We start from the raw sequence: 26,717 nt of genomic DNA on the forward strand, positions 1-26,717 counted from the left end.
TGACGGTGGGTGACAGTGGGGCGACGGTGATGGCGGTCGCGGGTGGTCCGGGGGGCGTGGAGGTCACTTTCCCCGGGCCGTCCGTACCCAGCGGTAGACCAGTTCCGGCCTGCCCACCTGCCCGTACAGCGGTTTCCGCTCGGCTCTCCCCGCCTCCACCAGATGCTCCAGATAGCGCCGGGCCGTGATGCGTGAGATGCCCACCGACTCGGCGACCCCCGCCGCGGTCAGCCCCTGCTCCGCCTCCCGTACGGTCTCCGTCACCCGCTCCAGCGTGGGCGCGCTCAGCCCCTTGGGCAGCGCGGCGGGTCCCGGCGCGCGCAGCGTAGCCAGCGCCCGGTCGACCTCGTCCTGACCGCTCGCCTCGCCCGCTGCCCCCCGGAACTCGGCGTACCGCACCAGCCGGTCCCGAAGCGTGGCGAAGGTGAAGGGCTTCAGTACGTACTGCACGACGCCGAGCGACACGCCCTCCCGCACCACCGTCAGGTCCCGCGCCGACGTCACCGCTATCACGTCCGCGTGATACCCCGCCGCCCGCAGCGAGCGGGCGAGCTGGAGCCCGTGCGCGTCGGGCAGGTGCAGGTCCAGCAGCAGCAGGTCGACCGGCGTGCGGTCGAGCAGGCGCCGGGCCTCCGCGCCGGTGTGCGCCTTGCCCACCGCGACGAACCCCGGCACCCGGCCCACGTACATCACATGGGCGTCCGCGGCGACCGGATCGTCCTCCACGACCAGCACTCTGATCGGCTCTTCGCTCGTCATCCCTTGCCTCCAGACCCCGACGCGGACCCGGTGGGGCCGGACGCGGCGGCACCGGAGGCCGCCGTCGTCGGCAACGGCAGGCGCACCAGGAACTCCGCTCCGCCGCCCGCGGCCTCCGCCACCGACAGCGTCCCGTCGTGCCGCTGTACCGCCTGCCGGACCAGTGCCAGCCCGAGGCCCCGCCCGCCCGGCCCGGCCGGCTTCGTCGAGAAGCCGCGTTCGAAGACCAGGGTGGCGTGCGCGGGATCCACTCCCGCTCCCGTGTCCGCCACCCGCAGCAGCAGCTCGGCGCCCTCCGTGGCGGCGGTCACCGTCACCTGCGCCCGGGTGCTGCCCTGGGCCGCGTCCACCGCGTTGTCGATGAGGTTGCCCAGGATCGTCACCAGGTCCCTGGCGGGGAGCGAATCCGGCAGCAGGCCGTCGTCCAGGCTGCTCTCCTGGGACACCACCAGCTCCACGCCCCGCTCGTTCGCCTGGGCCGTCTTGCCCAGCAGCAGGGCCGCCAGGACCGGCTCGCTGACCGCCGCGACCACCTGGTCCGTCAGCGCCTGGGCCAGTTCCAGTTCCGCCGTGGCGAAGTCCACCGCCTCCTCCGCCCGGCCCAGCTCGATCAGCGACACCACGGTGTGCAGCCGGTTCGCCGCCTCGTGGGCCTGTGAGCGCAGCGCCTGCGTGAAGCCGCGTTCGGAGTCCAGCTCGCCCATCACGGACTGGAGTTCGGTCACATCGCGCAGGGTGACCACGCTGCCGCGGCGCTCGCCGCCCGAGACCGGGGAGGTGTTCACCACGAGCACCCGGTCCGCTGTCAGGTGCACCTCGTCCACCCGGGGCTCCGAGGAGAGCAGCGCACCCGTCAGCGGGGCCGGCAGACCCAGTTCCGCGACCGACATGCCCACCACCTCTCCCGAGACGCCCAGCAGCTCACGGCCCCCGTCGTTGATCAGCGCCACCTTGTACTGTCCGTCCAGCATCAGCAACCCCTCCCGCACCGCGTGCAGTGCGGCCTGGTGGTAGTCGTGCATATGGCTCAGCTCGGCCGCGTTCATGCCATGGGTGTGGCGGCGCAGGGACGCGTTGATGACGTACGTGCCGATCGCGCCGAGGGCGAGGGCGCCGCCGGCCACCGCGAACAGGGCCGTCACCTGGTCCTGCACCCGCTTGCTGATCGACTCGACCTTGATCCCCGCGCTGACCAGGCCGATGATCGTGCCGTCGTCCTCGATCGGGGTGACCGCGCGCACGGACGCGCCGAGGGTGCCGGTGTAGGTCTCGGTGAAGGTGTCGCCCTTCAGGGCCTTCGCCGTGTTGCCGCGGAAGCGCTGGCCGATCTGGGTCTTGTCCGGGTGGGTCCAGCGGATGCCCTCCGGGTTCATGATCGTGACGAAGTCGACCTCCGTGTCCCTCATGACCCGCAGGGCGTAGGGCTGGAGCTCTGCCGTGGGCTTCGCGGTCCGGATCGCCGCCCGTACGGAGGGTGAGTCGGCGACCGACCGGGCCACGGCCGTGGCCTGGCGGCCCGCCGCCTCCTCGGCCTGGTTGCGGTCGCTGACGTAGGTGAACAGCGCGTATCCCGCGACGAGCACCGCTATCAGCACCGCCTGCATGGCGAAGAGCTGGCCGGCCAGGCTGCGGGGTCTCGGCAGAGCGGGGATGCGCATGTCGTCAGTGTGCCCCCGGCGTTAAGTGTGAACTAAATGAACGGAAGGGTGACCGCCCTCACAGGGCGGGAGATAGTCACGGCAATCCCCCATAAACCCCGGACGTGAGCCGCACGCCGGTGATGCCGACGAAGACGTCAAGGAGGGCAGCCGTGGCCGCCAGCACCCCCGACAAGGCACCTGCCGCACCCGCGGTCAAGCGGGACCGCACCCACTACCTGTACATCGCGGTGATCGTCGCGGTCGCCATCGGCATCGCCGTGGGTCTCGCGGCCCCCGACTTCGCCGTGGAGCTGAAGCCCATCGGGACCGGCTTCGTCAACCTGATCAAGATGATGATCTCGCCGATCATCTTCTGCACGATCGTGCTGGGCATCGGGTCCGTACGGAAGGCCGCCAAGGTCGGCGCCGTCGGCGGTATCGCCCTCGGCTACTTCATGGTCATGTCGCTGGTCGCCCTCGGTATCGGCCTCGTCGTCGGCAACATCCTGGAGCCGGGCACGGGCCTCGCCATCACGGACGCCGTGAAGGAGACCGGGCAGGCGCAGGTCTCGCCCGAGGCCAAGGACACCACCGAGTTCCTGCTCGGCATCATCCCCACCACGATCGTCTCCGCCTTCACCGAGGGCGAGGTCCTCCAGACCCTCCTCATCGCCCTGCTCTGCGGCTTCGCGCTCCAGGCCATGGGCAAGGCCGGCCAGCCGGTGCTGCGCGGTGTCGAGCACATCCAGCGCCTCGTCTTCCGCGTCCTCGCGATGGTGATGTGGGCCGCTCCGATCGGTGCCTTCGGCGCCATGGCCGCGGTCGTCGGCTCGTCGGGCGTGGACGCGCTCAAGAGCCTCGCCGTTCTGATGCTCGGCTTCTACGCCACCTGTTTCCTCTTCGTCTTCATCGTGCTCGGCGCGCTGCTGAAGATCGTCTCGGGTCTGAACATCCTCTCCCTGTTCAAGTACCTGGCCCGGGAGTTCCTGCTGATCCTGTCCACCTCCTCGTCCGAGTCCGCGCTGCCGCGGCTCATCGCGAAGATGGAGCACCTGGGTGTCAGCAAGCCCGTCGTCGGCATCACCGTGCCGACCGGCTACTCGTTCAACCTCGACGGCACCATGATCTACATGACCATGGCGTCCCTGTTCATCGCCGACGCCATGGGTACGCCGATGTCGCTCGGCGAGCAGATCCCGCTGCTGCTCTTCCTGTTCGTCGCCTCCAAGGGCGCGGCCGGTGTCACCGGCGCCGGCATGGCGACCCTGGCCGGCGGTCTCCAGTCGCACAAGCCCGCCCTGGTGGACGGCATCGGCCTCATCGTCGGCATCGACCGCTTCATGAGCGAGGCCCGCGCCCTCACCAACTTCGCGGGCAACGCCGTGGCCACCGTCCTGATCGGTACCTGGACGAAGGAGATCGACAAGGAGCGCGTCCAGGTGGTGCTCGCCGGCGGGCTGCCCTTCGACGAGAAGACCCTGCTCGACGACGATGACGAGGACGGCGTCGAGACCGCCCCGGCGGACGTGCCCGAGCAGCGCGAGGGCGGCGAGAAGGAACTCGCCAAGGCCTAGGCCTCCCGACTCCGGGTGTCCGGCTCCGCCTGAACCGGAGCCGGACACCCGGGCCACCACCCCACCCACTCCGGGCGGCCGTGCACTCCCCCGTGGCCCGGCCGCCCGGTTCCCACTCCCCGGGCCTCCTTCTGGCCTCCCCCCCCGGCAACGCCCCGCTAAGCGGGGCGTTGCCGTTGGCGTTGCACCGACTCGTTCAGGCGGGTCAGTCGGTCCTCGGTCAGGGTCAGGTCGGTTGCTGCTGCCGAGTCGCGTATCGATGAGGGACGGCTCGCGCCCGGGATGGGGATCACCGTGGGGGAGCGGGTCAGGAGCCAGGCGAGACAGAGCTGTTGGGGGCTGACGCCCAGCTCGAGGGCCAGCTCGTGGAAGGTGCCGAGGGTGTCGGAAGGCCGGTCGGCGGGCCCGTCGAGGGAGCTGCGGGAGATGCCGCCCAGGGGGCTCCACGGGAGGAACGCCAGTCCCAGTTCGGCCGCCAGCCGCAGTTCGGGCTCGCTGTCGCCGACGGCGGGGGAGTAGCGGTTCTGGACCGACACGAGCCGGTCGCCGAGGATCGCGTGGGCCCGGCGGATCTGGTCCGTGTCCGTGTTGGAGAGGCCGGCCAGCCTGATCTTCCCCTCGTCGAGCAGGTCTCGCAGCGCGCCGACGGACTCCTCGAAGGGGATCGCCGGGTCGGGCTTGTGGAGCTGGTACAGCCCGATCGCCTCGACACCGAGCCGCCGCAGGGAGGCCTCCGCGGCTCTCTTCAGATGCCGGGGATCGCCGTTCACCGTCCAGTCCGCCGCGCCGCCGCCCGGTCTGCCCCGGCCGCCCTTCGTCGCCACGAGCACCCGGGAGGTGTCACCGCCGTAGGTGGCGAGCGCGCGGGCCACGAGCCGCTCGTTGTGGCCGGGCTCCGCGCCCGGCAGGTGGTAGGAGTCGGCCGTGTCCAGCAGGGTCACGCCCGCGTCCAGCGCCGCGTGGACCGTGGCCAGGGCACGGGCCCGGTCGGGGCGGCCCTCGATGGACAGCGGCATCGCGCCGAGCCCGATCGCGCTCACACGGATGCCGCCAAGGGTGCGGTGACGCACGTCAGTTCACCTTCCCCAGGGTCTCGTCGGCCGCGCGCCGCAGCCATTGCCGTACGTTGCCGAAGGTGAACCCGAGTCGGGTGGCGCGGGTGTTGTCCATGCCGTAGAAGCGGCGGAAGGAGAGCGGGGACACCTCACCGACCTCGACCTCCTGGAACACCGCCCGGCCGGCGGGGACATGCGCGGCCACCGCCTCGCACAGCTCGTGCGTGGTCAGCGTCCCGTGCGAGGCCGCGTTGACCGGGCCGGTGAAGTCCTGGCCCACCGTCCAGAACAGGAAGTCGGCGATCTCCTCGACATGGATGTACGTCGCCGGACGGTTCACCGTCGGCACGGTGATCGGCTCACCCGCGCGGATGCGGGAGACGTAGTGCTCCAGCCGTCCCGTGAAGTCGTCGTCCCCGCCCAGCACATGGGCGACGCGGACGGCCACATGGGGGAACGGCGGCTCCGCCGCGAACACCGCCTCGGCCTGCCGCTTGCCCTCGCCGTAGTGGGAGTCGAGGAACTCCGGTTCGTGCCACGGAAGTTCGAGATCGACCCGGACGCCGAGCGGGTCGACGTCCTGCTCCCGCACGAAGGCGACGGAGTCCTCGTACTCGTACACCTCGACCGTCGACGTCAGCACGTAACGCCGGGTGCGGCCGGCGAACACCCGGCGGGCGATCGCCGCCTGCCGCGGGGTGTAGCAGACCTGGTCGACGACGACGTCGAAGGCGCGTGAACCGAGCGCCGAGTTCAGCGCGTTCTCGTCGTCGCGGTCGGCGATCAGGTGGGTCGCTCCCGGAGGCGGCGCGGACGAACCGCGATTCAGTACCGTCACCCGGTCCCCGGCGGCCAGCAGGCGTGCGATCAGCCGCTTTCCGAAATAGCGGTTTCCGCCGATGACCAATACCTCACGGGCATTTCCCTGCCGGGCCGCCACCCCCCGGGCCTTTACCTCCTGCGTCATTTCCATGACCATGATTCTCCCGGCGTACACGTCTGTCCTGAAGGGGTAACCATGGGAGTTCCGGCCGTCGCACCGAAAGAACCTCGGCATTCACGGGCCGCCGCCGACGAAACATCGGTGGCCTTCGACGCGCTGGACCGGCAGATCCTGGAACTGCTCCAGACCGACGGCCGGATCAAGCTCAGCGAGCTGGGCCGCAGGGTCCGGCTGAGTCCGGCGGCGGTGACGGAACGGGTGCGGCGGCTGGAGGCCGCGGGGGTCATCAGCGGCTACGGCGCACACGTCAGCCCCGCCCGGCTCGGCTACGGCATCCAGGCGTTCATCCGGGTCGACCCGCACGGCGGCTACAACCTGAAGCACCCCAGGACCCTCGAACTGATCGAGCGCCCGGAGATCACCGAGGTCCACCACGTGGTGGGGGAGGACTGCTGGATCCTCAAGGTCGCCGTTCGCGACACCGTCCACCTGGAGGGGGTTCTCGAGGCGGTCTCCGCCCTCGGGCGCACGACGACGTCGATCGTGCTCACCTCGCCGGTCGAGCGGAAACCGCTCTTGCCTTGACGTGGGCGTCAAGCCTTACGTTCGTAGGCATGCGCATCGGCGAGCTGGCCGCACGGGCCGGGACCACCACCCGGACGCTGCGGTACTACGAGTCCCGCGGGCTGCTGCCCGCGCGGCGCGGCGACAACGGGTACCGGACGTACGACGAGGGCGATCTGCGGCTGTTGCGGCAGATCAGGACGCTCCAGGACTTCGGGTTCGACCTGGAGGAGACCCGGCCCTTCGTGGAGTGCCTGCGGGCCGGGCACCCGGACGGCGACTCGTGCCCGGCGTCGCTCGCGGTCTACCGGCGCAAGCTGGACGAGCTGGACGCGCTCATCGGGGAGCTGCGGGCGGTGCGGGAGACGGTCGCCGGGCAGCTCGTGCGGGCCGAGCTGGCGCGCGACGAGCTGGCCGCCGAGGCGCGGGTTCCGGGGGGTCCGGAGCCCGAGTGCGAACTGGGAGGGCAGGAACGGTGATCAAGGCGGACGGGGTGGCCGAGGTGACGGACGCGGATTTCGGGGCGGAGGTGCTGGGGGCGGACCTGCCGGTGCTGGTGGAGTTCACCGCCGACTGGTGTCCGCCGTGCCGGCAGATGGGGCCGGTGCTCAGTGCGCTCGCCGCCGAGGAGGGCGAGCGGCTGAAGGTGGTGCAGCTGGACGTGGACACCAACCCGGAGACCACCAACGCCTACAGGGTGCTGTCGATGCCGACCTTCATGGTGTTCCGGGCCGGTGAGCCCGTGAAGTCGATGGTGGGCGCCCGGCCCAAGCGCCGGCTGCTGGCGGAGCTGGACGAGGTCCTCTGAGCGCGCGGTGAACTGACCGGGCGGAGACTCCGCACCACAAAGAAATCCCCCGAGCAATTGCGCTCGGGGGATTTCTCTGCGTATATTCGATGGTTCGCGACTTCGCATGAATGAGGTCGCAAAGAAGCTCAGTGAGCACAGTATATGCGGGCGGGAGTGGAATTGTCAAACGCCGACTTTCCGGACAGTGAATTGCGCTGCGAGCAGGAATTCATCGACGACCTGTACGCGCGCGTGGACGCCCTGCGCGGCGACACCGAGGGCGCCGTCACTGACGCGCTGGCCCAGGGCAACACGCCCATGCAGGCCCGGCTCGAGCGGGACATCCTCGTCGCCGAGCGCTCCGGGCTGCTCGCCGCGCTGAACGCGGTGGACGGCTCCCTCTGCTTCGGCCGCATCGACCTCACCTCCGGCACCAACCACCACATCGGACGCATCGGCCTGCGTGCCGAGGACACCGAGCGCACCCCGGTCCTCATCGACTGGCGCGCCGACGTCGCCCGCCCCTTCTACCTGGCCACCGGTCACACCCCGATGGGGCTGCGCAGGCGCCGGCACCTCACCACCGAGGGCCGCCGGGTCACCGCCCTGCACGACGAGATCCTCGACATCGGCGACGCCACCCGCACCGGCCACGAGGACCCGACCGGCGACGCCGTGCTGCTCGCCGCGATCGACTCCGCGCGCACCGGCCGGATGAGCGACATCGTGCAGACCATCCAGGCCGAGCAGGACGAGATCATCCGGGCGCCGCACCGAGGGGTCCTGGTGGTCGAGGGCGGCCCCGGCACCGGCAAGACGGCCGTCGCCCTGCACCGCGCCGCCTTTCTCCTCTACGAACACCGGGAACTGCTCGCCAAGCGGGCCGTCCTGATCGTCGGCCCCAACCCCGCCTTCCTCGGCTACATCGGCGAGGTGCTGCCCTCGCTGGGCGAGACCGGGGTGCTGCTGGCGACGGTCGGCGAACTCTTCCCCGGCGTGAAGGCGACGGCGACCGACACCCGGGCGGCGGCGGCCGTGAAGGGCCGCGCCGACATGGCGGACGTACTCGCCGACGTCGTGCGCGACTGGCAGGCGCTGCCCGATCCGGTGATCGCGATCGGGCACGACCGCGAGATCCTGATGCTGGACGACGGCCTGGTGAACATGGCCCGCGAGCGCACCCGGGCCGCCCGGCTGCCGCACAACGCGGCCCGCGAGATCTTCGAGGGCCACATCCTCAACACGCTCACCGACATGGTCTCCGAGCGCATCGGCACGGACCCCTACGACGGCTCCAACCTCCTCGACCCGAGCGACATCACCCAGATCCGTGACGAGCTCGCCGACAACCCCGAGGTCTGGGCCGCCATCGACCAGCTGTGGCCGCGCCTGACCCCGCAGCGCCTGGTCGCCGACTTCCTCGCGGACCCCGTGGGCTACGTCTCCGACGACGACGCGGCCGCCATCCGCCGCCCGGTGACCCGGGCCTGGACGGTGGCGGACGTACCGCTGCTCGACGAGGCGGCCGAACTGCTCGGCGAGGACGACCGGGTGGCGCGGGCCCGCGCCGACCGCGAGCGGGAGACCCAGGTCGCCTACGCGCAGGGCGTCCTGGACGTCTCGTACGCCTCGCGCACCTACGAGTTCGAGGACAAGGACGAGGAGGACTCCGAGGTCCTGTCCGCGCACGACATCATCGACGCCGAACGCTTCGCCGAACGCCACGAGGAGGACGACCACCGCAGCGCCGCCGAACGCGCCGCCGCCGACCGCACCTGGGCGTTCGGGCACATCATCGTCGACGAGGCGCAGGAGTTGTCGCCGATGGCCTGGCGGCTGTTGATGCGACGCAGCCCCACCCGCTCGATGACCCTGGTCGGCGACCCGGCGCAGACCGCCGAGGCGGCCGGTGTCGGCTCCTGGTCCAAGATCCTCCAGCCGTATGTCGAGGACCGCTGGGAGCACACCCGGCTCGGCGTCAACTACCGCACCCCGGCCGAGATCATGGACGTGGCCGCGGCGGTGGTCCGCGCGGAGCACCCCGGCTTCGAGCCGCCCAGCTCGGTGCGGTCGACCGGCGTACGGCCGTGGGCGCGCGCCACCGACGACCTCCCCGGCGCGGTCGCCAAGGCGGTCGGCGAACTCACCCCCGCCGAGGGCCGGCTCGCCGTCATCGCCCCGCGCGACCTGCACCGGAAGCTGGCGGCCCGGCTGGAAGGGGTGACGGCGGGCGCCGAGCCGGACCTGACCCGGAGCGTCGTACTGCTCGACCCGCGCCAGTCCAAGGGCCTGGAGTTCGACTCCGTGCTGGTGGTGGAGCCTACGCGGTACGGCACCAGTGACCTGTACGTGGCGCTGACCCGGGCGACGCAGCGGCTGGGGGTGCTGCACAGCAGGAGCCTCCCGAAGGCACTGGCAGCGGCCCTCGGGGAACCTCCGGCGTAACGCGGGACCGGCAGGGCACGACGGTCGCGCCGTGATCACCGCGGTGCGCGGCCGGTGCGGTGATCACGTGCGGCGGGGACCGGGCCTCCGCCCGCACGCCGACGCACCGGCCGGCAACCGGCCGAAAGATTCGCCCCCGGGCCGTTGCCCGGGGGCAGGGCTCATGCAGGCCGCAGCCACACCGCCGCCAGCGGCGGCAGCGTCAGCCGGACGCTCGCCGGCCGGCCGTGATGACCCTGCGGCTCCGGCTTGACCGGGTCGGGATGGGCGACACCGCTGCCGCCGTACCCTGCCGCGTCGGTGTTGAGGACCTCGTGCCAGGCCGGGACGTCGTCGGGTGCGCCGAGACGGTAGTCGTGGCGGACGACCGGGGAGAGGTTGGAGACGGACAGCAGCGGGGAGCCCTCGGCGTCGTACCGCAGGAAGGCGAAGACGTTGTCCTCCGCCGCGTCCCCGACCACCCACTGGAACCCGGCGGGGTCGGTGTCCTGCTGCCAGAGGGCCGGCGTCGCGCGGTAGACGGTGTTCAGGTCGCGGACCAGGTCCCTGACGCCCCGGTGGTCGGCCTCGGCGCCGTACGCCGGATCCAGCAGCCACCAGTCGGGGCCGTGGGCCTCGGACCACTCCGCGCCCTGGGCGAACTCCTGGCCCATGAAGAGGAGTTGCTTGCCCGGGTGGGCCCACATGAACGCCAGGTACGCCCGCAGCGCGGCGCGCTGCTGCCACCAGTCACCGGGCATCTTCGACACCAGCGAGCGCTTCCCGTGCACCACCTCGTCGTGGGAGATGGGCAGCACGTAGTTCTCGCTGTAGGCGTACACCATCGAGAACGTCATCTCGTGGTGGTGGTACCTGCGGTGCACCGGCTCGTGGCTCATGTACTCCAGCGAGTCGTGCATCCAGCCCATGTTCCACTTCAGCCCGAAGCCGAGCCCGCCGAAGCCGCTCGGGCCCGCGTGGTGCGTGGCCCTCGTGACACCGTCCCAGGCCGTGGACTCCTCCGCGATCGTGACGACCCCGGGGCTGCGGCGGTAGACCGTCGCGTTCATCTCCTGGAGGAAGGCCACCGCGTCCAGGTTCTCCCGGCCCCCGTGCTCGTTCGGGGTCCACTGACCCGGCTCGCGCGAGTAGTCGAGGTACAGCATCGAGGCGACGGCGTCCACGCGCAGCCCGTCGATGTGGAACTCCTCGCACCAGTACACCGCGTTGGCCACCAGGAAGTTGCGCACCTCGCGCCGCCCGAAGTCGAACTCCAGCGTCCCCCAGTCGGGATGCGCGGCGCGCAGCGGGTCCTCGTGCTCGTACAGCGGACGCCCGTCGAACTCCGCGAGGGCCCACTCGTCGCGCGGGAAGTGCGCCGGCACCCAGTCCATCAGGACGCCGACACCGGCCCGGTGCAGCGCGTCCACCAGGTACTTGAAGTCGTCGGGTGTGCCGAGCCGGGCGGTGGGCGCGTAGAAACCGGTGACCTGGTAGCCCCACGAACCACCGAAGGGATGCTCGGCGACCGGCATCAGCTCGACATGCGTGAAGCCGAGGTCCCGGACGTACGCGGGCAGCTGATCCGCCAGTTGCCGGTACGTGAGCCCCGGTCGCCAGGAGGCCAGATGGAGCTCGTACACGGAGAACGGAGCCTCGTGCACGGGTATCTCGGCCCTCCGGGCCAGCCACTCCTCGTCGCCCCACTCGTAGTGCGAGGCGTGCACGACCGACGAGGTCGCCGGCGGCACCTCGGTGCGCCGCGCCATCGGGTCGGCCCGCAGCGTGTGCGAGCCGTCGGGGCGGGTGATGTCGAACTTGTACAGCTCGCCCTCGCCGATCCCGGGCACGAACAGCTCCCAGACCCCGGACGAGCCCAGCGACCGCATCGGGTACCCCGTGCCGTCCCAGAAGTTGAAGGTGCCGGCCAGCCGCACCCCGCGCGCGTTCGGCGCCCACACGGAGAAGGCGGTGCCGCTCACACCCTGGTGGGTCGTCGGACGCGCGCCCAGCACCGTCCACAACTGCTCGTGCCGGCCCTCGCCGATCAGGTGCAGGTCCAGGTCGCCCAGCGTCGGCAGGAAACGGTAGGCGTCCTCGGTCTCCACGGTGGTGCTCTCGTAGGTCACCAGGAGCCGGTGGACCGGGGCCTGTGTCAGGGGCAGCAGGCCGGAGAAGAAGCCGTCGCCGTCGTCGTGGAGTTCGGCGCGCAGGTCGCCCGACAGCACCGTGACGGACCGCGCGTAGGGGCGCAGCGCCCGGAAGACGACCCCGCCGGGCACCGGGTGCGCGCCCAGCACGGAGTGCGGGTCGTGATGGGTGCCGTGCAGCAGGCGTTCACGGTCGGCGGGGCCGATGGCGGGGTCGACGACGGGCTCCACGACGGCGGTCGGGGAGGGGCCGGCGTCGACGCCGGCCTCGGGGGAGGCGTCCACGGGGTGCCTCGCCGGCTCCTTCGCGGCGACCTCCTCGGCTGCCGCTGCCGCCGCCTCGGCCTCTGTCTCCGCCCTTGTCGCTGCGGCCGCCGCCTCTGTCGCTCCCGCTGCCGACGTCTCCTCGGCGGTGGCCTTGTCGCTCGCCGTCTTCTCGACCGGCGCCTTCTCGCCCGCCGCCTTGTCGACCCCTGCCTTCTTGCCCGTCGTCTTCTTCCTCGCCGCCTTGTCGGCCGCCGCCTTCTTGGTCACTGCTTTCTTCGCGGTGGCCTTCTTCTTCGGGGGAGTCACGTACGGAGCCTCCTCAAGGCAGGTCGGGTGCGGCGAGGCGGTGTATCGCGGACAGCGGTACAGGGAGCCAGTCGGGGCGATGCCGGGCCTCGTAGACCACCTCGTAGACCGCCTTGTCGGTCTCATGGGCCCGCAGCAGCACGGGGTCGGTGCGCGGATCGACGCCCGCCACCTCGGCGTACCCGGAACAGTAGGCCGCCCGGCAGGCGTGTGCCCAGGCCGGCGCAGGCGGATCCGCGGAGTGGGCGGCGTAGTCGAAGGAGCGCAGCATGCCCGCCACGTCCCGCACGGTCGGCTGGGGCATCCGCCGCTCGGCCAGCGGCCTGGCGGGCTCCCCCTCGAAGTCGATCAGCGACCACTGCCCGGAGGGCGAGCGCAGGCACTGCCCGAGGTGCAGATCGCCGTGGACGCGCTGGGCGGTCCAGGTGTGGCCCTCGGCCGCGAGGTCGGCCAGCGCGGTGAAGGCGGTGCGCAGCGCCGGCGCGTACGGGCGCAGCGCGGGCACCGCCTGCGCGGCGGCGTCCAGCCGCCCGGTCATGCCGTCCACCATCGGCCGTATCTGCGCCTGCCCCAGGGTCGCCGTGGGCAGCGCCCGGGCCAGCGCACCGTGCACCTCGGCGGTGGCCCGCCCCAGCGCTCGCGCCTCGGCGGCGAAGTCCTCACCCTTGGCCAGTTCCCGCAGCGCCAGCTCCCAGCCGTCCGCCGCGCCCTGCACATACGGCTGGAGCACGGCCAGGACGTACGCATCGCCCTCGCCCTCACCCGGGTCCCCGTACATCCACGCGGTCGGCGCGGGCACCCGGGGGCAGCCCTCGCGGGCCAGCGCCAGCGGCAGCTCCAGGTCGGGGTTGACGCCCGGCACGACCCGGCGCAACAGCTTCAGAATGAACGTATCTCCATAGATGACGGACGAGTTCGACTGCTCGCCGGTCAGCCGGCGCGGGACCAGCCCGGACCGGATCTCCTGCCCGGGATCCCGCTCGCAGCGCAGCCCGCCGATCCGGGCCCCGGTGCGCAGCGCCTCCAGCAGTACCTCGGCGGGCCGGGTGTCGTACAGGGCGTCGAACACGGTCCGCCCTGCCAACGGACCCTGGGTCACATGGCCGATCAGCGCGGGCGCCAGCCGGGGTGGCAGGGCCTCGCGTGCGCCGATCAGGAGCTGGTAGCAGTCGCCGGGCACCGCCGGCTGATGGGCGCGTACCAGCAGGTGGTACAGCCCCGGTCTGGTGTGGGCCGGCAGCAGCTCGGTGGCCGCCACCAGCGAGAACCCGGTGACCGGACGACCCTTGCCGGCGAACCAGCGCTGCCGGGGCAGCCACTCCCGCAGCAGGGGGTCCAGCGAAGCGAGGAGGCCGGGGTCGGTCCGGCCGGAAAGTGTGACAGTCGCCGCCATAGGTGTCACATTCCTTTCCCCGGGTGTCGGGGTCGGGGCGTTACTGATGCGTGCCCCGGGCGGGGCGGCGGAAACCGCCCCGCCCGGGGTTCGAGGCCGCGGACACGGCCTAGGCCGCGTCCCTGCGCAGCCTGAACCAGTAGAAGCCGTGGCCCGCCATGGTGAGCAGGTACGGCAGGTCACCGACCGCAGGGAAACGCACCCCGCCGAACAGCTCCACCGGGTACCGCCCCTTGAACCGGCTCAGGTCCAGTTCCGTGGGCTGCGCGAACCGCGAGAAGTTGTGCACGCACAGCACCAGGTCGTCCTCTCCCTCCTTGGTCAGGGGGGCCTCGCGCAGGAACGCGAGGACGGCCGGGTTGGAGGACTGGAGTTCGGTGTAGGTCCCGAGGCCGAAGGCGGGGTTCTGCTTGCGGATCTCGATCATGCGCCGGGTCCAGTGCAGCAGCGAGGAGGGCGACGACATCGACGCCTCGACGTTGGTGACCTGGTACCCGTAGACGGGATCCATGATGGTCGGCAGAACGAGCCGCCCGGGGTCACAGGACGAAAAACCTGCGTTGCGATCAGGTGTCCACTGCATCGGGGTGCGGACGGCGTCGCGGTCGCCGAGCCAGATGTTGTCGCCCATGCCGATCTCGTCGCCGTAGTAGAGGATCGGCGAGCCGGGCAGGGAGAGCAGCAGGGCGGTGAAGAGTTCGATCTGGTTGCGGTCGTTGTCGAGGAGGGGTGCGAGCCGGCGGCGGATGCCGATGTTGGCGCGCATACGCGGGTCTTTCGCGTATTCCGCGTACATGTAGTCGCGTTCCTCGTCGGTGACCATTTCGAGGGTGAGCTCGTCGTGGTTGCGCAGGAAGATGCCCCACTGGCAGCGGGAGGGGATCGCGGGGGTCTTGGCGAGGATTTCCGAGACCGGGTAGCGGGATTCCCTGCGGACGGCCATGAAGATGCGGGGCATGACGGGGAAGTGGAACGCCATGTGGCATTCGTCGCCGCCGGAGGCGTAGTCGCCGAAGTAGTCGACGACGTCCTCGGGCCACTGGTTGGCCTCGGCGAGGATCACCGTGTCCGGGTAGTGGGCGTCGATCTCCTTGCGGACCCTTTTGAGGAACTCGTGCGTGGCCGGGAGGTTCTCGCAGTTCGTGCCCTCCTCGGCGTACAGGTAGGGCACGGCGTCGAGGCGGAAGCCGTCGATGCCCAGGTCCAGCCAGAACCGCAGCGCGGAGATCATCTCCTCCTGCACGGCCGGGTTCTCGTAGTTGAGGTCCGGCTGGTGGGAGAAGAAGCGGTGGAAGAAGTACTGCTTGCGTACGGGGTCGAAGGTCCAGTTCGAGACTTCGGTGTCGACGAAGATGATGCGGGCGTCGCCGTACTGTTTGTCGTCGTCGGCCCACATGTAGTAGTCGCCGTAGGGGCCGTCGGGGTCTTTCCTCGATTCCTGGAACCACGGGTGCTGGTCGCTGGTGTGGTTCATCACGAAGTCGATGATGACGCGCATGCCGCGTTGGTGGGCGGCGTCGACGAATTCGACGAAGTCGGCGAGGTCGCCGAATTCGGGGAGGACGGCGGTGTAGTCGGACACGTCGTATCCGCCGTCGCGCAGGGGCGATTTGAAGAAGGGCGGCAGCCAGAGGCAGTCGACTCCCAGCCATTGCAGGTAGTCGAGTTTGGCGGTGATGCCTTTGAGGTCGCCGACGCCGTCGCCGTTGCTGTCCTGGAAGGAGCGGACGAGGACCTCGTAGAACACGGCGCGTTTGAACCACTCGGGGTCGCGGTCCTTGGCGGGCGTGTCCTCGAAGGTGTCGGGAACGGGCTCGTTGACGATCATGGTGTGGGTGACCCTCCGATCTGCGGGTTGGACGGTCGCAGGACGGTGAGTACGTGCGCGGGCCGGGTGCCCGGTTCGAGGCGCACGTAGTTGGCCCTGCCCCAGTGGTAGGTCTCGCCGGTGAGCTCGTCGCGCACCGGCACCGACTCGTGCCAGTCCAGGCCGAGTTGCGGCATGTCCAACGAGACCGTCGCCTCCTGGGTGTGGTGGGGGTCGAGGTTGACGACCACCAGAACCGTGTTCGAACCGCTCTTCTTCGAGCTCCTCTTCGAGTAGGCGATCACCGCTTCCTTGTCGGTCGGATGGAAGTGCAGATCGCGGAGTTGGTGCAGGGCCGGGTTCGCCCGCCGGATCTCGTTGAGTCGGGTGAGCAGCGGGGCGAGGCTGTGGCCCGCCTGTTCGGCGGCCGCCCAGTCACGGGGTTTGAGCTGGTACTTCTCCGAGTCGAGGTACTCCTCGCCGCCTTCTTTGAGCGCCGTGTTCTCGCAGAGTTCGTAGCCGCTGTAGACGCCCCAGGTCGGCGAGAGGGTGGCGGCGAGGACGGCGCGGATCTCGAAGGCGGGGCGGCCGCCGTGCTGGAGATAGGCGTGCAGGATGTCGGGGGTGTTGGCGAACAGGTTGGGCCGCATGTAGGAGGCGGCGTCCCCCGAGAGTTCGGTGAGGTACTCCGTCAGTTCCTGCTTGGTGTTGCGCCAGGTGAAGTAGGTGTACGACTGCTGGAAGCCGATCTGGCCGAGAGTGTGCATCATCGCGGGACGGGTGAAGGCCTCGGCGAGGAAGATCACGTCGGGGTCGGTGCGGTTGATGTCCGCGATGACCCGCTCCCAGAACACGACGGGCTTGGTGTGCGGGTTGTCGACCCGGAAGATCCGCACCCCGTACGACATCCAGTGCCGCAGCACCCGCACGGTCTCCGCGACGAGACCGTCCAGATCGGCGTCGAAGGCGATCGGATAGATGTCCTGGTACTTCTTCGGCGGATTCTCGGCGTAGGCGATGGTGCCGTCCGGGCGGTGATGGAACCACTCGGGGTGTTTCTGCACCCAGGGGTGGTCGGGGGAGCACTGGAGGGCGAAGTCGAGGGCGATCTCCAGGCCCAGCTCAGCCGCCCGCTCCACGAACCACGCGAAGTCCTCGATGGTCCCCAGGTCCGGGTGGACGGCGTCGTGACCGCCCTCCGGCGAGCCGATCGCCCAGGGCACCCCGACGTCGTCCGGGCCGGGGTCGAGGGTGTTGTTGCGGCCCTTGCGGAAGGTCGTGCCGATGGGGTGGATCGGCGGGAGGTAGACGACGTCGAAGCCCATCGCGGCGATGGCGGGCAGCCTGCGCGCGGCGGTGCGGAAGGTGCCGTGCGGGCGCTCGGCGGTCCCTTCCGAACGCGGGAAGAACTCGTACCAGGCGCCGTACAGGGCGCGTTCCCGCTCGACCAGCAGCGGCAGCGGCTCGGACGCGGTGACCAGCTCCCGCAGCGGATGCCGGCCGAGCACGGCGTCTACCTGCGGCGTCAGCGCCGCCGCCAGCCGCGAGACGGCCGGGCGGGTCTCGTCGCGCAGCGCCTCGGCCGCCGCAAGCACCACGGTGCGGTCGGGGTCCTCCGGCACTCCGCCGGCCGCCCGTTCGTACAGCCGCGCGCCCTCCTCGAGGACCAACTCGGTGTCCATCCCCGCGGGGATCTTGATGCGGGCGTGGTGCCGCCAGGTGGCGACCGGGTCGCTCCAGGCCTCCACGGTGTAGGTCCAGCGGCCCGTCGCGTCCGGCGTGACGTCCGCGCCCCAGCGGTCGGTGCCCGGGGCGAGTTCACGCATCGGCGTCCAGGGGCCCGGGTTGCCGTCCGGATCCCGCAGCACGACGTTGGCGGCGACGGCGTCGTGCCCTTCCCGGAACACGGTCGCCGAGACCTCGAACGTCTCACCCGTGACCGCCTTGGCGGGCCGGCGACCCTGCTGGACGAACGGGCGGACGTCCAGGACGGGTATGCGCCCGACGGCGGTGGTGTCGCCGCCCGAGGAGGATCGCTCCGGGGCAGGCGGACCGGGTGCGGGCGTGAGCACCGGGACTGCGGTGTCCTTCTCGGCGTTGCCGGCGCCGTCGGGGCTCTTGCCGTTCTTGCTGCTCTTGTCGTTCTTGGTGCGAGGCGTCGGGGGTGATGACGGGTGGTGCCTTGCTGGCATGACCGCTCCTGTCCGCATCAACGGGGGGTAGGCGGATGGATGTGGTGGGGAGGGGGGTCCTGCGGGGGAGTACCGGAGGAGCCTTCCACCCTATTCGGGTGAGCAATCCGGCACGTTGTTAACTACCCGTGCGTTTGTCAACGCACAAGACCGGCCCCGTTCGAGGGGAACGGAGCCGGCCTCGGAGCCCCGTCAGGTGAACGGTGGAACCTGAAGGAGTTTGTTCGGCGAACCGGGTCCCCGGCCGGAAACCTTGCCGTTCACCGCCCCCGCGACCAGCGCCCGCGCGACCTGGGCGGGCGTGGCTTTCGGATGGTCGGCGAGATGGAGCGCGGCCGCCCCCGCCGCGTGCGGCGCCGCCATCGACGTACCGGAGTGGGCCACCCGGCCGGTGTCGCTCCTGGACGAGGCGGAGGTGATCGACACTCCCGGTGCGAACAGGTCGAGAGCCGAACCGTAGTTGGAGAAGCCCGCCCTGGCGTCCCCCCGGTCGGTGGCGCCGACCGTGATGGCCTCCCGCACGTCGGCCGGGGAGTGCAGGGCGGCCGGCTGTCCCACGTTGCCCGCGGCGACGGTGTAGGTGACACCGGACCGGATGGAGGCGCGGACGGCCGCGTCCAGCGCCGCGTTGTAGCCGCCGCCCAGGCTGAGATTGGCGACCGCGGGCCGGTGCGCGTGCCGGGTGACCCAGTCGATGCCCGCGATGGCCTGCGCGGTGGTGCCCGCACCGGCGTTGTCGAGCACCCGTACCGCGACCACCCTGGCCTTCTTGGCGACACCGAGACGCGTGCCCGCGACGGTGCCGGCGACATGCGTGCCGTGGCCGTTGCCGTCGGCGGCGACCCGGTCACCTCCGACGAAGTCCCAGCCGTGGCTCGCCCGGCCGCCGAAGTCGGCGTGCGTGATCCGGATGCCGGTGTCGATCACGTACACCGTGACCCCGGCACCCGCCGAATTCGGCCAGTTGTAGCTGTTGTCCAGCGTCCGGCCCGGCTGGTCGACGCGGTCCAGCCCCCAGGACGGCGGATTCTTCGAGACCCCGGCCGCATCCAGGGTCACCCGGGTGTCCTGGACCACCGAGGCCACCCGCGGATCGGCCGCGAGGCGCCGGGCCTGTCTCTCGTCGGCCTCGACGGCGAACCCGTTGAGGACCGTGTCGTAGGTCCGGCTGACGGTCGCCCCGTACGAACCGACGAGACCGCGCCCGGCCTTCGACGCCGCGTCGGTGTCCTCCTTCAGCGTGACCAGATAGCTTCCGCCGACGGAACCGGGCAGACCGGCGCCGAGTATCTTCCCCTCCGGTGCGGCGTGCGCGGGCGGGGTGACGGCCGAAAGGACCACGGTCGTGACGACCGCGGTCAGGCCCCCCACCCGGCGCAGACGCCGCTTTCGCGTCCGTGCCATGGTTCGAGTTCCCCTCCTCGACTCGGCGCACGAGGCTCCACCGACTCATCCGACTTCGCCGGGTACGCCACTGGGCAGCCTCTCGTGCGGGGCGAAAGGCCACAAGGTGGCCTACCGGGACGAAACAGGGTTTCGGCCCGTTGTCGCGGGTCGGGCCGAAAAGCGAGGTCCGCGGGCGGCCAGCCCTCAGCGAGGCCCGCGTCGGCGCCGGTACCTTCGTAGACGACGTGGACGCACACCGCCGTGCGTCTCTTCCTCACGCACGCCGAGGTGGAATGTGAAGGCGATCCGTCGATTCACCGTCCGACCCCTCCTCCCCGAACCCCTGCGGCCACTCAGCGATCTGGCCCGCAACCTGCGCTGGTCCTGGCACGCGGAGACCCGCGACCTCTTCCAGTCCGTCGACCCCGAGCGCTGGGCCGTCTCGGACGGCGATCCGGTGAGACTCCTGGGCGGCGTCCGCCCGGCACGCCTCACCGAGCTCGCCGGGGACCGCCGTTTCCTGCGCAGGCTGAGTGCCGCCGCCGACGACCTGCACGACTACGTGACCGGCGACCGCTGGTACCAGGCGCAGCCCCGTACCGCCGGGCTGCCCGCCGCCGTCGCCTACTTCTCACCCGAGTTCGGCGTCACGGCCGCGCTGCCCCAGTACTCCGGAGGTCTCGGCATCCTGGCCGGCGACCACCTGAAGGCGGCCAGTGACCTGGGCGTCCCGCTGATCGGCGTGGGGCTGCTCTACCGGCACGGCTACTTCCGTCAGTCGCTCTCCCGGGACGGCTGGCAGCAGGAGCACTATCCCGTCCTCGACCCCAACGAACTGCCGGTGACCCTCCTGAAGGAGGACGACGGCACTCCCGCGCAGATCTCGCTCGCCCTCCCCGCCGGCAAACAGCTGCACGCCCGCGTCTGGCTGGCCCAGGTGGGCCGGGTCCCGCTCCTCATGCTCGATTCGGACGTCGAGGAGAACGACCTCGGCGAACGCGGGGTGACCGACCGGCTCTACGGCGGTGGCAGCGAGCACCGGTTGCTCCAGGAGATGCTGCTGGGCATAGGAGGTGTCCGGGCGGTACGCACGTACTGCCGGCTGACCGGCCACGCCCCGCCCGAGGTCTTCCACACCAACGAGGGCCACGCGGGCTTCCTCGGCCTGGAACGGATCGCCGAACTCGCCGACACCGGGTCGGACTTCGACTCCGCCCTCGAAGCCGTCCGGGCCGGCACGGTCTTCACCACCCACACCCCCGTCCCGGCCGGCATCGACCGCTTCGACCGTGAGCTGGTCGCCCGCCACTTCGGCCCCCAGGCCGAGCTCCCGCGCATGGACGTCGACCGCATCCTGCGGCTGGGCATGGAGACCTACCCGGGCGGCGAGCCGAACCTCTTCAACATGGCCGTGATGGGCCTGCGGCTGGCGCAGCGCGCGAACGGCGTGTCCCTGCTGCACGGCCAGGTCAGCAGGGAGATGTTCTCCGGCCTGTGGCCAGGCTTCGACCCGGAAGAGGTGCCGATCACCTCCGTCACCAACGGCGTGCACGCCCCGACCTGGGTGGCCCCGGAGGTCCTGCGGCTCGGCGCCCGCCAGTTCGGCTCCGGTCGGGCCGAGGACGCCCTGAGCGTCGGTGGCTCCGACCGCTGGGACGCCGTCGCGGACATCCCCGACCAGGACATCTGGGAGCTGCGCCGCGACCTGCGCGAGCAGCTGGTGGTGGAGGTACGGGATCGGCTGCGCGCCTCCTGGCGCCAACGCGGCGCGGGCACGGCCGAGTTGGGCTGGATCGACGGCGTCCTGGACCCGGACGTCCTCACCATCGGCTTCGCGCGCAGGGTCCCCTCGTACAAGCGCCTGACGCTGATGCTGAGGGATCGCGACCGGCTGATGGACCTGCTGCTGCACGCGGAGCGGCCGATCCAGATCGTCGTCGCGGGCAAGGCGCACCCCGCGGACGACGGCGGCAAACGGCTGGTCCAGGAACTGGTCCGGTTCGCCGACGACCCCCGCGTCCGGCACCGCCTCGTCTTCCTGCCCGACTACGGCATGGCGATGGCGCAGAAGCTGTACCCCGGCTGCGACATCTGGCTCAACAACCCCCTTCGCCCGCTGGAGGCCTGCGGCACGTCCGGCATGAAGGCGGCGCTCAACGGCTGTCTCAACCTCTCCGTCCTGGACGGCTGGTGGGACGAGTGGTTCCAGCCCGACTTCGGCTGGGCGATCCCCACCGCCGACGGCGTCGGCACCGACCCCGACCACCGCGACGACATCGAGGCGGCGGCCCTCTACGACCTCCTCGAACAGCGCATCACCCCCCGCTTCTACGAACGCGGGCGGGCGGGCCTGCCCGACCGCTGGATCGAGATGGTCCGCCAGACCCTCACCCTGCTCGGCCCGAAGGTGCTGGCGGGACGCATGGTCCGCGAGTACGTCGAACGGCTCTACACGCCGGCCGCTCACGCGCACCGGACGATGACCCCCGACACAGCCCGCGAACTCGCGCTCTGGAAACAGCGGGTGCGCTCGGGCTGGCACGCGGTGCAGGTGGACCATGTCGAGACGTCGGTGGCCACCACCAACGCCGAACTCGGCACGACCCTCGCGCTGCGGGTCCGCGTCGGCCTCGGCGACCTCACCCCCGACGACGTCGAGGTGCAGGCCGTCTCGGGCCGGGTCGACGAGGAGGACCGCATCACGGACGCGGCGACGGTCCCCCTGAAACCCTCCGGCGGCCCGGACCTGGACGGCCGCTGGCTCTACGAGGGCCCCCTGTCCCTGGACCGCACCGGACCCTACGGCTACACGGTCCGCATCCTCCCGGCCCACCGACTGCTGGCCTCCGGCGCGGAGTTGGGCCTGCTGGAGGTGCCGTCGGAGGAGGCGGTGGAAGGGGCGGGGGTGGTGTTGCGGTAACCGCTCGCCATGAGCCCGAGGCGCCGACGGGTGACGTCGGCGCCTCGGGGCGGGCTGCATCTTCCCCCATCACGGAGGGGGCTCGTCCTGCGATATCCGGTGGGCAGATCGCCGTCGGAGGGCTATGCTCCCCGGCGATGACTACTTCTTCTGTAGACAGATCGGGGGCCCCGTCCGCGCAAGGTGAGTGCTGATGCTCACTCCGATCGCGAACGAGGATTCCCGACTTTCCTTCTGGCTGCGCGTGCGCGAGTTCGCCGTGCCGGCCTCCATGATCGAGACCGCGACCGCCCGCCGCCGTGTAGGGGACTGGGCCGGTGCTTGTGCCGCCGCAGGTGTCGACATCGACCTCGACCTTCGTGCCGTGGCGCGGACGTACGGTCGTGCATTCGTTTCCCAACTCCGGTCCGATCTCCGGCACCTGGCTCCTGACCTGCTGCGTTGGCATCTGCCGAGGGTCGCTCCCGACGGGTTGCTACGGCCGGGGGCGACCGTCTCCCTGGCCCGGTACGACATCGCGGGGCGGGAAGACACCCGGTGGCCCGTGCATCTCGTGGTGCGGACACCGCCCGCCTGGGCGGATGCCGGGCAGCGGATCAGCCTCGCGCTGTGGGACGCGGCCGGCCCGATGGCGGGGGACCGCCGTCATCCGCATCCGCGTCCCGACCGACGGTTCCGTCTCGACCTGCACCGTCACCTGTGGGACGCGCGCAGAACGGGTGAGTTGCGGGTGCGGTGCGGCGCCGATCGACCACCTGGAGACGACCCGCCCGTCTTCGACCCGCCAGTCCTCGACCCGCCCGCGCGGGGCACGGAACTGCCGGTGCTCGGCTGTGCCGTGGACCGGTGGGTGGACGAGGCGGGGATCGTGCTGCGGGCGGAGGGGCGGACCACCGGTTCCGTCCTCGTGCGTCTCGGGTCGGGGCGGCGGCTGGTCCTGGATCAGGCCGAGGAGGGCGAACTTCGCGACGCGCGGCCTGTCCTGCGCGGTGCGGCGGGCTGTGTCTCCGCGCTGCCGGTGCTGCCCGACGCGGCGACCTGGGTGCTGCCCGACCTGGAGTTGATCCGTGCGGGAGCGATCGAGGCCGGACGACTGCATCCGCTGGTCGCCTCGGCGCTCGTACCGGAGCACGTCGTACCGGAGCAGCTCGGAACGGAGTACGCGGCGCCCGTACCGGGTCGGCTTCCGGACCGGGCGGCACGGGCCCGGCTCGTGGAGTGCCGGGGAGCGACGCACCGGATCGGCCTGGTCGACGGGGTGTTGGCTCCGCTGGACCACGACCCGACCGAGATCCGGCGCGAGGAACTGCTGGCCGCACTGACCGGCACTCCGCTGCCCTGTCTCCAGGCGATCGACCGGGCACACCGGCGTCCGGACTGTCTCGTCGGCGTGCGCGAACGCCTGGTCCACGGTGATGTCGCCGGTGCGCTGGCCGTCGTGGAGGGGCTGCTGGGCCCCGAGGCGGTCCTGCGCGACGGTGCTCTGCGGGACGAACTGGAGGCGGCCGCGCAACGGCGGATCACCTACGGACTGTTCAGGGCCGGCCTGATCGGCCCGGGGCCCGGCCGGGACCGCCGCCGTCCCGGCCACATGCGCGCGCACCCACGCCACGGCGTTCCTCGCTGACCTCCCTTCTCGTCCTGCGAACTCCTGCGAACTTCTTCGAACCCCAAAGGTGATCACCCATGCCCACACCCATGCCCACGCGTACCCTCTTCGCCACTCCGCCCCCCTCTGACCCGACCTCTTCCGCCCTGACCCCTTCCGTCCCGGCTTCCACCTCCCAACTCGACGTGGCGGGCGAGCTGTTGGCCCTGTTGCGTGACTCCACCACCGAACCGCGTCCCGACAGCCAGTTGGAGGCCCTCACGCTGGCCGTGGCCGCCGACCTCCCCGTACTGCTGTGGGGCGAGCCGGGGATCGGCAAGACCGCCGCGCTGACCCAGCTCGCGGAGGCGCTGGACCTGCCGCTGACCACGGTGATCGCCAGCGTGCACGAGCCGTCAGACTTCTCCGGGCTGCCCATCGTCGGGGACGATCCGGCGGAGCAGGGTGTTCCGATGGCTCCGCCGGACTGGGCGGTGCGGCTCGTGAGGGCAGGCCGGGGGCTGCTGTTCCTCGACGAACTGTCCACCGCGCCGCCGGCCGTGCAGGCCGCCCTGCTCCGCCTCGTGCTGGAGCGTCGGATCGGCGCGCTGACCCTGCCGCCCGGGGTGCGGATCGTGGCCGCCGCCAACCCGCGGGGCTCGGCCGCCGACGGCTGGGAACTGAGCCCGCCGCTGGCCAACCGGTTCGTCCACCTCCAGTGGACCCACGACCACGAGGTCGTCGTCCGCGGACTCGGCGGGACCTGGCCCCGGGCGACCCTGCCCCGGCTCGACCCGGCGAAGCTGCCGGAGGCCGTGGACTTCGCTCGGCGCGCGGTGTGCGGACTGCTCGCCGCGCGCCCCAAGCTCGTCCATCAGCTGCCCAGCAGTGAAGCGCGCCGGGGCGGCGCCTGGCCGTCGCCGCGCAGCTGGGACATGACCCTGAGCCTGATCGCCTTCGCGACCGCCGCCGGCTCCTCCCGCGACGTACTCTCCCTGCTGGTCAGGGGCACGGTCGGCGACGGCCCGGGACTGGAACTGCTGGCGAGCCTGGACCGGATGGACCTCCCCGACCCCGAGACACTGCTCGCCGACCCGGCGGGCGCCGACCTGCCCGAGCGGGGCGATCTGCGCCAGGCCGTGCTGGACGGTGTCGTGGCTGCCGTCCGTACCCGTCCCGACCGGTCCCGCTGGGACGCGGCGTGGGCGCTCCTCGTACGGGCGTTGGAGACCGGCGCCCCGGATCTGGTGGTCGTCCCCGCGACGACGCTCGCCTCACTGCGCCGGGAGGACTGGGACGTACCGGCGTCGATCGAGAAGCTGGCCGGAGTGGTGACCCTGTCCCGGCGGGCGGACCAGGCGGCGGATCGCGCGACGGCGCGGACCACGGCCGCCGCGAAGGCGGGCCGATGAGCCCGGACGAGCTGTTGAGCGCCGACGGGCCGACGAGCCCCGACAAGCCGCCGAGCCCCGACAGGCCGATGAACCCCGACGAGGCGCGGGCCGTCACCGGCAGGCCCCGGGGCACGGTGCAGCCGAGGCCCCTGGACCTCGACAAGCTCTTCGCCGCCCGGCTGCAGGCCGCCCGGGCGCGGCCCTACCTGGCGACGGCCCTGTTCGCCCTGCATCCGGTGGAGTCGCGGTGGGTCCCGACGATGGCCGTGGACCGGCACTGGCGCTGCTATGTCTCACCGGCGTTCGTGGACCGTATGCCGTTGGAGGAGCTGGCCGGGGTGTGGGTGCACGAGGTGTCGCACCTGCTGCGCGATCACCACGGGCGCAGTGAACGGGTCGCCCGGGAGCGGGGGCTGACCGGCCCCGGCGAACAGCTGCGGATGAACATCGCCGCCGACTGCGAGATCAATGACGACGCGTTCGGGGACGGGCTGGTCGAGCCGGAGGGCGCCGTCACGCCGGACTCCCTCGGGCTGCGGCCGGGCGAGCTGATGGAGGACTACCTGCGCCAGTTCCGCCTCGGGCCGCACACCCAGAACCTGGTCTGGCTGGACTGCGGCAGCGGCGTCGACGGACGGGAACGGGAGTGGGACCTCGGCCCGGACGGCGCGCACGGCCTGAGCGAACAGGAACGGGACGCCGTCCGCTTCCGGGTGGCGCAGGGCATCGCCGGCCGCCGGGGTACCGCCCCGGCGGGATGGCGGCGGTGGGCGGAGGAGGCCTTCCATCCGCCGCAGCCGTGGCGGGAGTTGCTGGGCGCGGCGGTCCGCTCGGCGGCCTCGGCCCCGGGCGCGGGGGAGGACTACTCCTACGGCCGACCGTCCCGCCGCTCCGCGAGCGTCCCGGGCACCGTCCTGCCGAGCCTGCGCCGCAGACCGCCCCGGGTGAGCGTGGTCATCGACACCTCCGGATCGGTCAGCGACGCCGAACTGGGCAGCGCGATCCTGGAGGTCGCCGCGATCTCCCGGGCCGTGGGCGGCCGACGCGACCTGGTCACCGTGGTGCCGTGCGACGCGGCGGCCCGCATCGTGCATCCGCTGTGCCGGGGCGAGGGCATCCCGCTGATGGGCGGCGGCGGTACGGATCTGCGCGCGGGTTTCACCAAGGCCCTCCGCGCGCGGCCCGGCCCCGACGTCATCGTCGCCCTGACCGACGGCCAGACCCCTTGGCCGAGCACCCGCCCGCCGTGCCGCACGGTGGTGGGCCTGTTCCCCCGCTGCTCGGCGTCGTACGACGAGGACGACCCCGACTACGTCCCGGACGAGCCGCCGGCCTGGGCCCGGGTGGTGGAGATCGGGTGACCGGGTGACCGGGTGACCGGGTGAGGGCGTTGTGTGGTGAATGTCGTGTGATCACGTTCACTTCGATCGACGGAACTGTGTGAATATCTTGTGCTCCCGCTGGGAGATCCTTTAGAACTTGCCCACTCGTGATCGTTTGGGCGGGGGGATTCCGCGCGTTCGGCACGTCGGAACAGCGGATGAGCGGAATGAAGCAAGTGAGCG

At 71.5% G+C, this 26,717-nt stretch carries 18 protein-coding genes; 9 read left to right on the forward strand and 9 right to left on the reverse strand.

What is annotated here, in order from left to right; translation table 11 throughout:
• Positions 1-63 precede the first annotated feature (63 nt).
• Positions 64-759, reverse strand: a complete 696-nt coding sequence (locus OG736_RS30055; RefSeq protein ID WP_327185150.1) for a response regulator — start codon at positions 757-759, stop codon at positions 64-66.
• On the reverse strand, positions 756-2,417 hold the full coding sequence (locus tag OG736_RS30060; protein WP_327185151.1) for a sensor histidine kinase: 1,662 nt from the start codon (positions 2,415-2,417) through the stop codon (positions 756-758). Before OG736_RS30060 ends, OG736_RS30055 begins: the two co-directional genes overlap by 4 nt.
• 122 nt (positions 2,418-2,539) lie before the next feature.
• Here OG736_RS30060 and OG736_RS30065 point away from each other — a divergent pair, with 122 nt between their 5' ends.
• Positions 2,540-3,973, forward strand: a complete 1,434-nt coding sequence (locus OG736_RS30065) for a cation:dicarboxylate symporter family transporter (RefSeq protein WP_442817196.1) — start codon at positions 2,540-2,542, stop codon at positions 3,971-3,973.
• 158 nt (positions 3,974-4,131) lie between these two features.
• Here the strand turns inward: OG736_RS30065 and OG736_RS30070 are convergent, their stop codons facing one another.
• Together OG736_RS30070 and OG736_RS30075 are read right to left on the reverse strand one after the other, a co-directional pair.
• The gene (locus tag OG736_RS30070; protein ID WP_327185153.1) at positions 4,132-5,043 is read right to left on the reverse strand and encodes an aldo/keto reductase; all 912 of its coding nucleotides are present in this window, start codon (positions 5,041-5,043) and stop codon (positions 4,132-4,134) included.
• Position 5,044: 1 nt separating this feature from the next.
• Complete coding sequence (locus OG736_RS30075) at positions 5,045-5,995, reverse strand: NAD-dependent epimerase/dehydratase family protein (protein WP_327185154.1); 951 nt, start codon at positions 5,993-5,995, stop codon at positions 5,045-5,047.
• A 117-nt stretch (positions 5,996-6,112) separates the two neighbouring features.
• On the opposite strand from OG736_RS30075, the gene OG736_RS30080 reads away from it, so the two are divergent.
• The 4 genes from OG736_RS30080 (at position 6,113) to OG736_RS30095 (ending at position 9,770) form a co-directional block, all read left to right on the forward strand.
• Complete coding sequence (locus OG736_RS30080) at positions 6,113-6,556, forward strand: Lrp/AsnC family transcriptional regulator (protein ID WP_327185155.1); 444 nt, start codon at positions 6,113-6,115, stop codon at positions 6,554-6,556.
• A gap of 29 nt (positions 6,557-6,585) precedes the next feature.
• Positions 6,586-7,014: a MerR family transcriptional regulator gene (locus OG736_RS30085; RefSeq protein ID WP_327185156.1), complete on the forward strand. Its 429-nt coding sequence runs from the start codon at positions 6,586-6,588 to the stop codon at positions 7,012-7,014.
• Positions 7,011-7,343, forward strand: a complete 333-nt coding sequence (locus OG736_RS30090) for a thioredoxin family protein (protein WP_327185157.1) — start codon at positions 7,011-7,013, stop codon at positions 7,341-7,343. Before OG736_RS30085 ends, OG736_RS30090 begins: the two co-directional genes overlap by 4 nt.
• A 144-nt stretch (positions 7,344-7,487) precedes the next feature.
• Positions 7,488-9,770, forward strand: coding sequence for a HelD family protein (locus OG736_RS30095; protein ID WP_327185158.1), 2,283 nt, complete (start codon positions 7,488-7,490; stop codon positions 9,768-9,770).
• A gap of 161 nt (positions 9,771-9,931) precedes the next feature.
• On the opposite strand, the gene glgB is transcribed toward OG736_RS30095, so the two are convergent.
• The 5 genes from glgB to OG736_RS30120 form a co-directional block, all read right to left on the reverse strand.
• Positions 9,932-12,184, reverse strand: a complete 2,253-nt coding sequence (gene glgB, locus OG736_RS30100; RefSeq protein ID WP_442817197.1) for a 1,4-alpha-glucan branching enzyme — start codon at positions 12,182-12,184, stop codon at positions 9,932-9,934.
• A 301-nt stretch (positions 12,185-12,485) separates the two neighbouring features.
• Positions 12,486-13,865: a maltokinase N-terminal cap-like domain-containing protein gene (locus OG736_RS30105; protein ID WP_327185160.1), complete on the reverse strand. Its 1,380-nt coding sequence runs from the start codon at positions 13,863-13,865 to the stop codon at positions 12,486-12,488.
• 109 nt (positions 13,866-13,974) lie between these two features.
• Positions 13,975-15,693: a maltose alpha-D-glucosyltransferase gene (gene treS / locus OG736_RS30110; protein ID WP_142266231.1), complete on the reverse strand. Its 1,719-nt coding sequence runs from the start codon at positions 15,691-15,693 to the stop codon at positions 13,975-13,977.
• Positions 15,690-17,864, reverse strand: a complete 2,175-nt coding sequence (locus OG736_RS30115; protein WP_327185161.1) for an alpha-1,4-glucan--maltose-1-phosphate maltosyltransferase — start codon at positions 17,862-17,864, stop codon at positions 15,690-15,692. Before OG736_RS30115 ends, treS begins: the two co-directional genes overlap by 4 nt.
• 192 nt (positions 17,865-18,056) lie before the next feature.
• Complete coding sequence (locus OG736_RS30120; protein WP_327185162.1) at positions 18,057-19,268, reverse strand: S8 family peptidase; 1,212 nt, start codon at positions 19,266-19,268, stop codon at positions 18,057-18,059.
• Between the two features lie 277 nt (positions 19,269-19,545).
• On the opposite strand from OG736_RS30120, the gene OG736_RS30125 reads away from it, so the two are divergent.
• The 4 genes from OG736_RS30125 (at position 19,546) to OG736_RS30140 (ending at position 26,513) form a co-directional block, all read left to right on the forward strand.
• Positions 19,546-22,170 carry a glycosyltransferase family 1 protein gene (locus OG736_RS30125; RefSeq protein ID WP_327185163.1) on the forward strand — a complete coding sequence of 875 codons (2,625 nt, stop codon included), beginning with the start codon at positions 19,546-19,548 and terminating at the stop codon, positions 22,168-22,170.
• Between the two features lie 193 nt (positions 22,171-22,363).
• A complete protein-coding gene (locus OG736_RS30130; RefSeq protein WP_327185164.1) occupies positions 22,364-23,797 on the forward strand; it encodes a hypothetical protein in 1,434 nt (477 codons plus the stop codon).
• A gap of 71 nt (positions 23,798-23,868) precedes the next feature.
• Entirely contained in the window at positions 23,869-25,170 is a 1,302-nt protein-coding gene (locus OG736_RS30135; RefSeq protein ID WP_327187748.1) for an AAA family ATPase, read from the forward strand.
• Positions 25,171-25,238: 68 nt separating this feature from the next.
• The gene (locus OG736_RS30140) at positions 25,239-26,513 is read left to right on the forward strand and encodes a vWA domain-containing protein (RefSeq protein ID WP_327187749.1); all 1,275 of its coding nucleotides are present in this window, start codon (positions 25,239-25,241) and stop codon (positions 26,511-26,513) included.
• Positions 26,514-26,717: the final 204 nt, after the last annotated feature.

The sequence above is a fragment of the Streptomyces sp. NBC_01334 genome (genome assembly GCF_035983595.1).
GTDB classification, from domain to species: domain Bacteria; phylum Actinomycetota; class Actinomycetes; order Streptomycetales; family Streptomycetaceae; genus Streptomyces; species Streptomyces coriariae.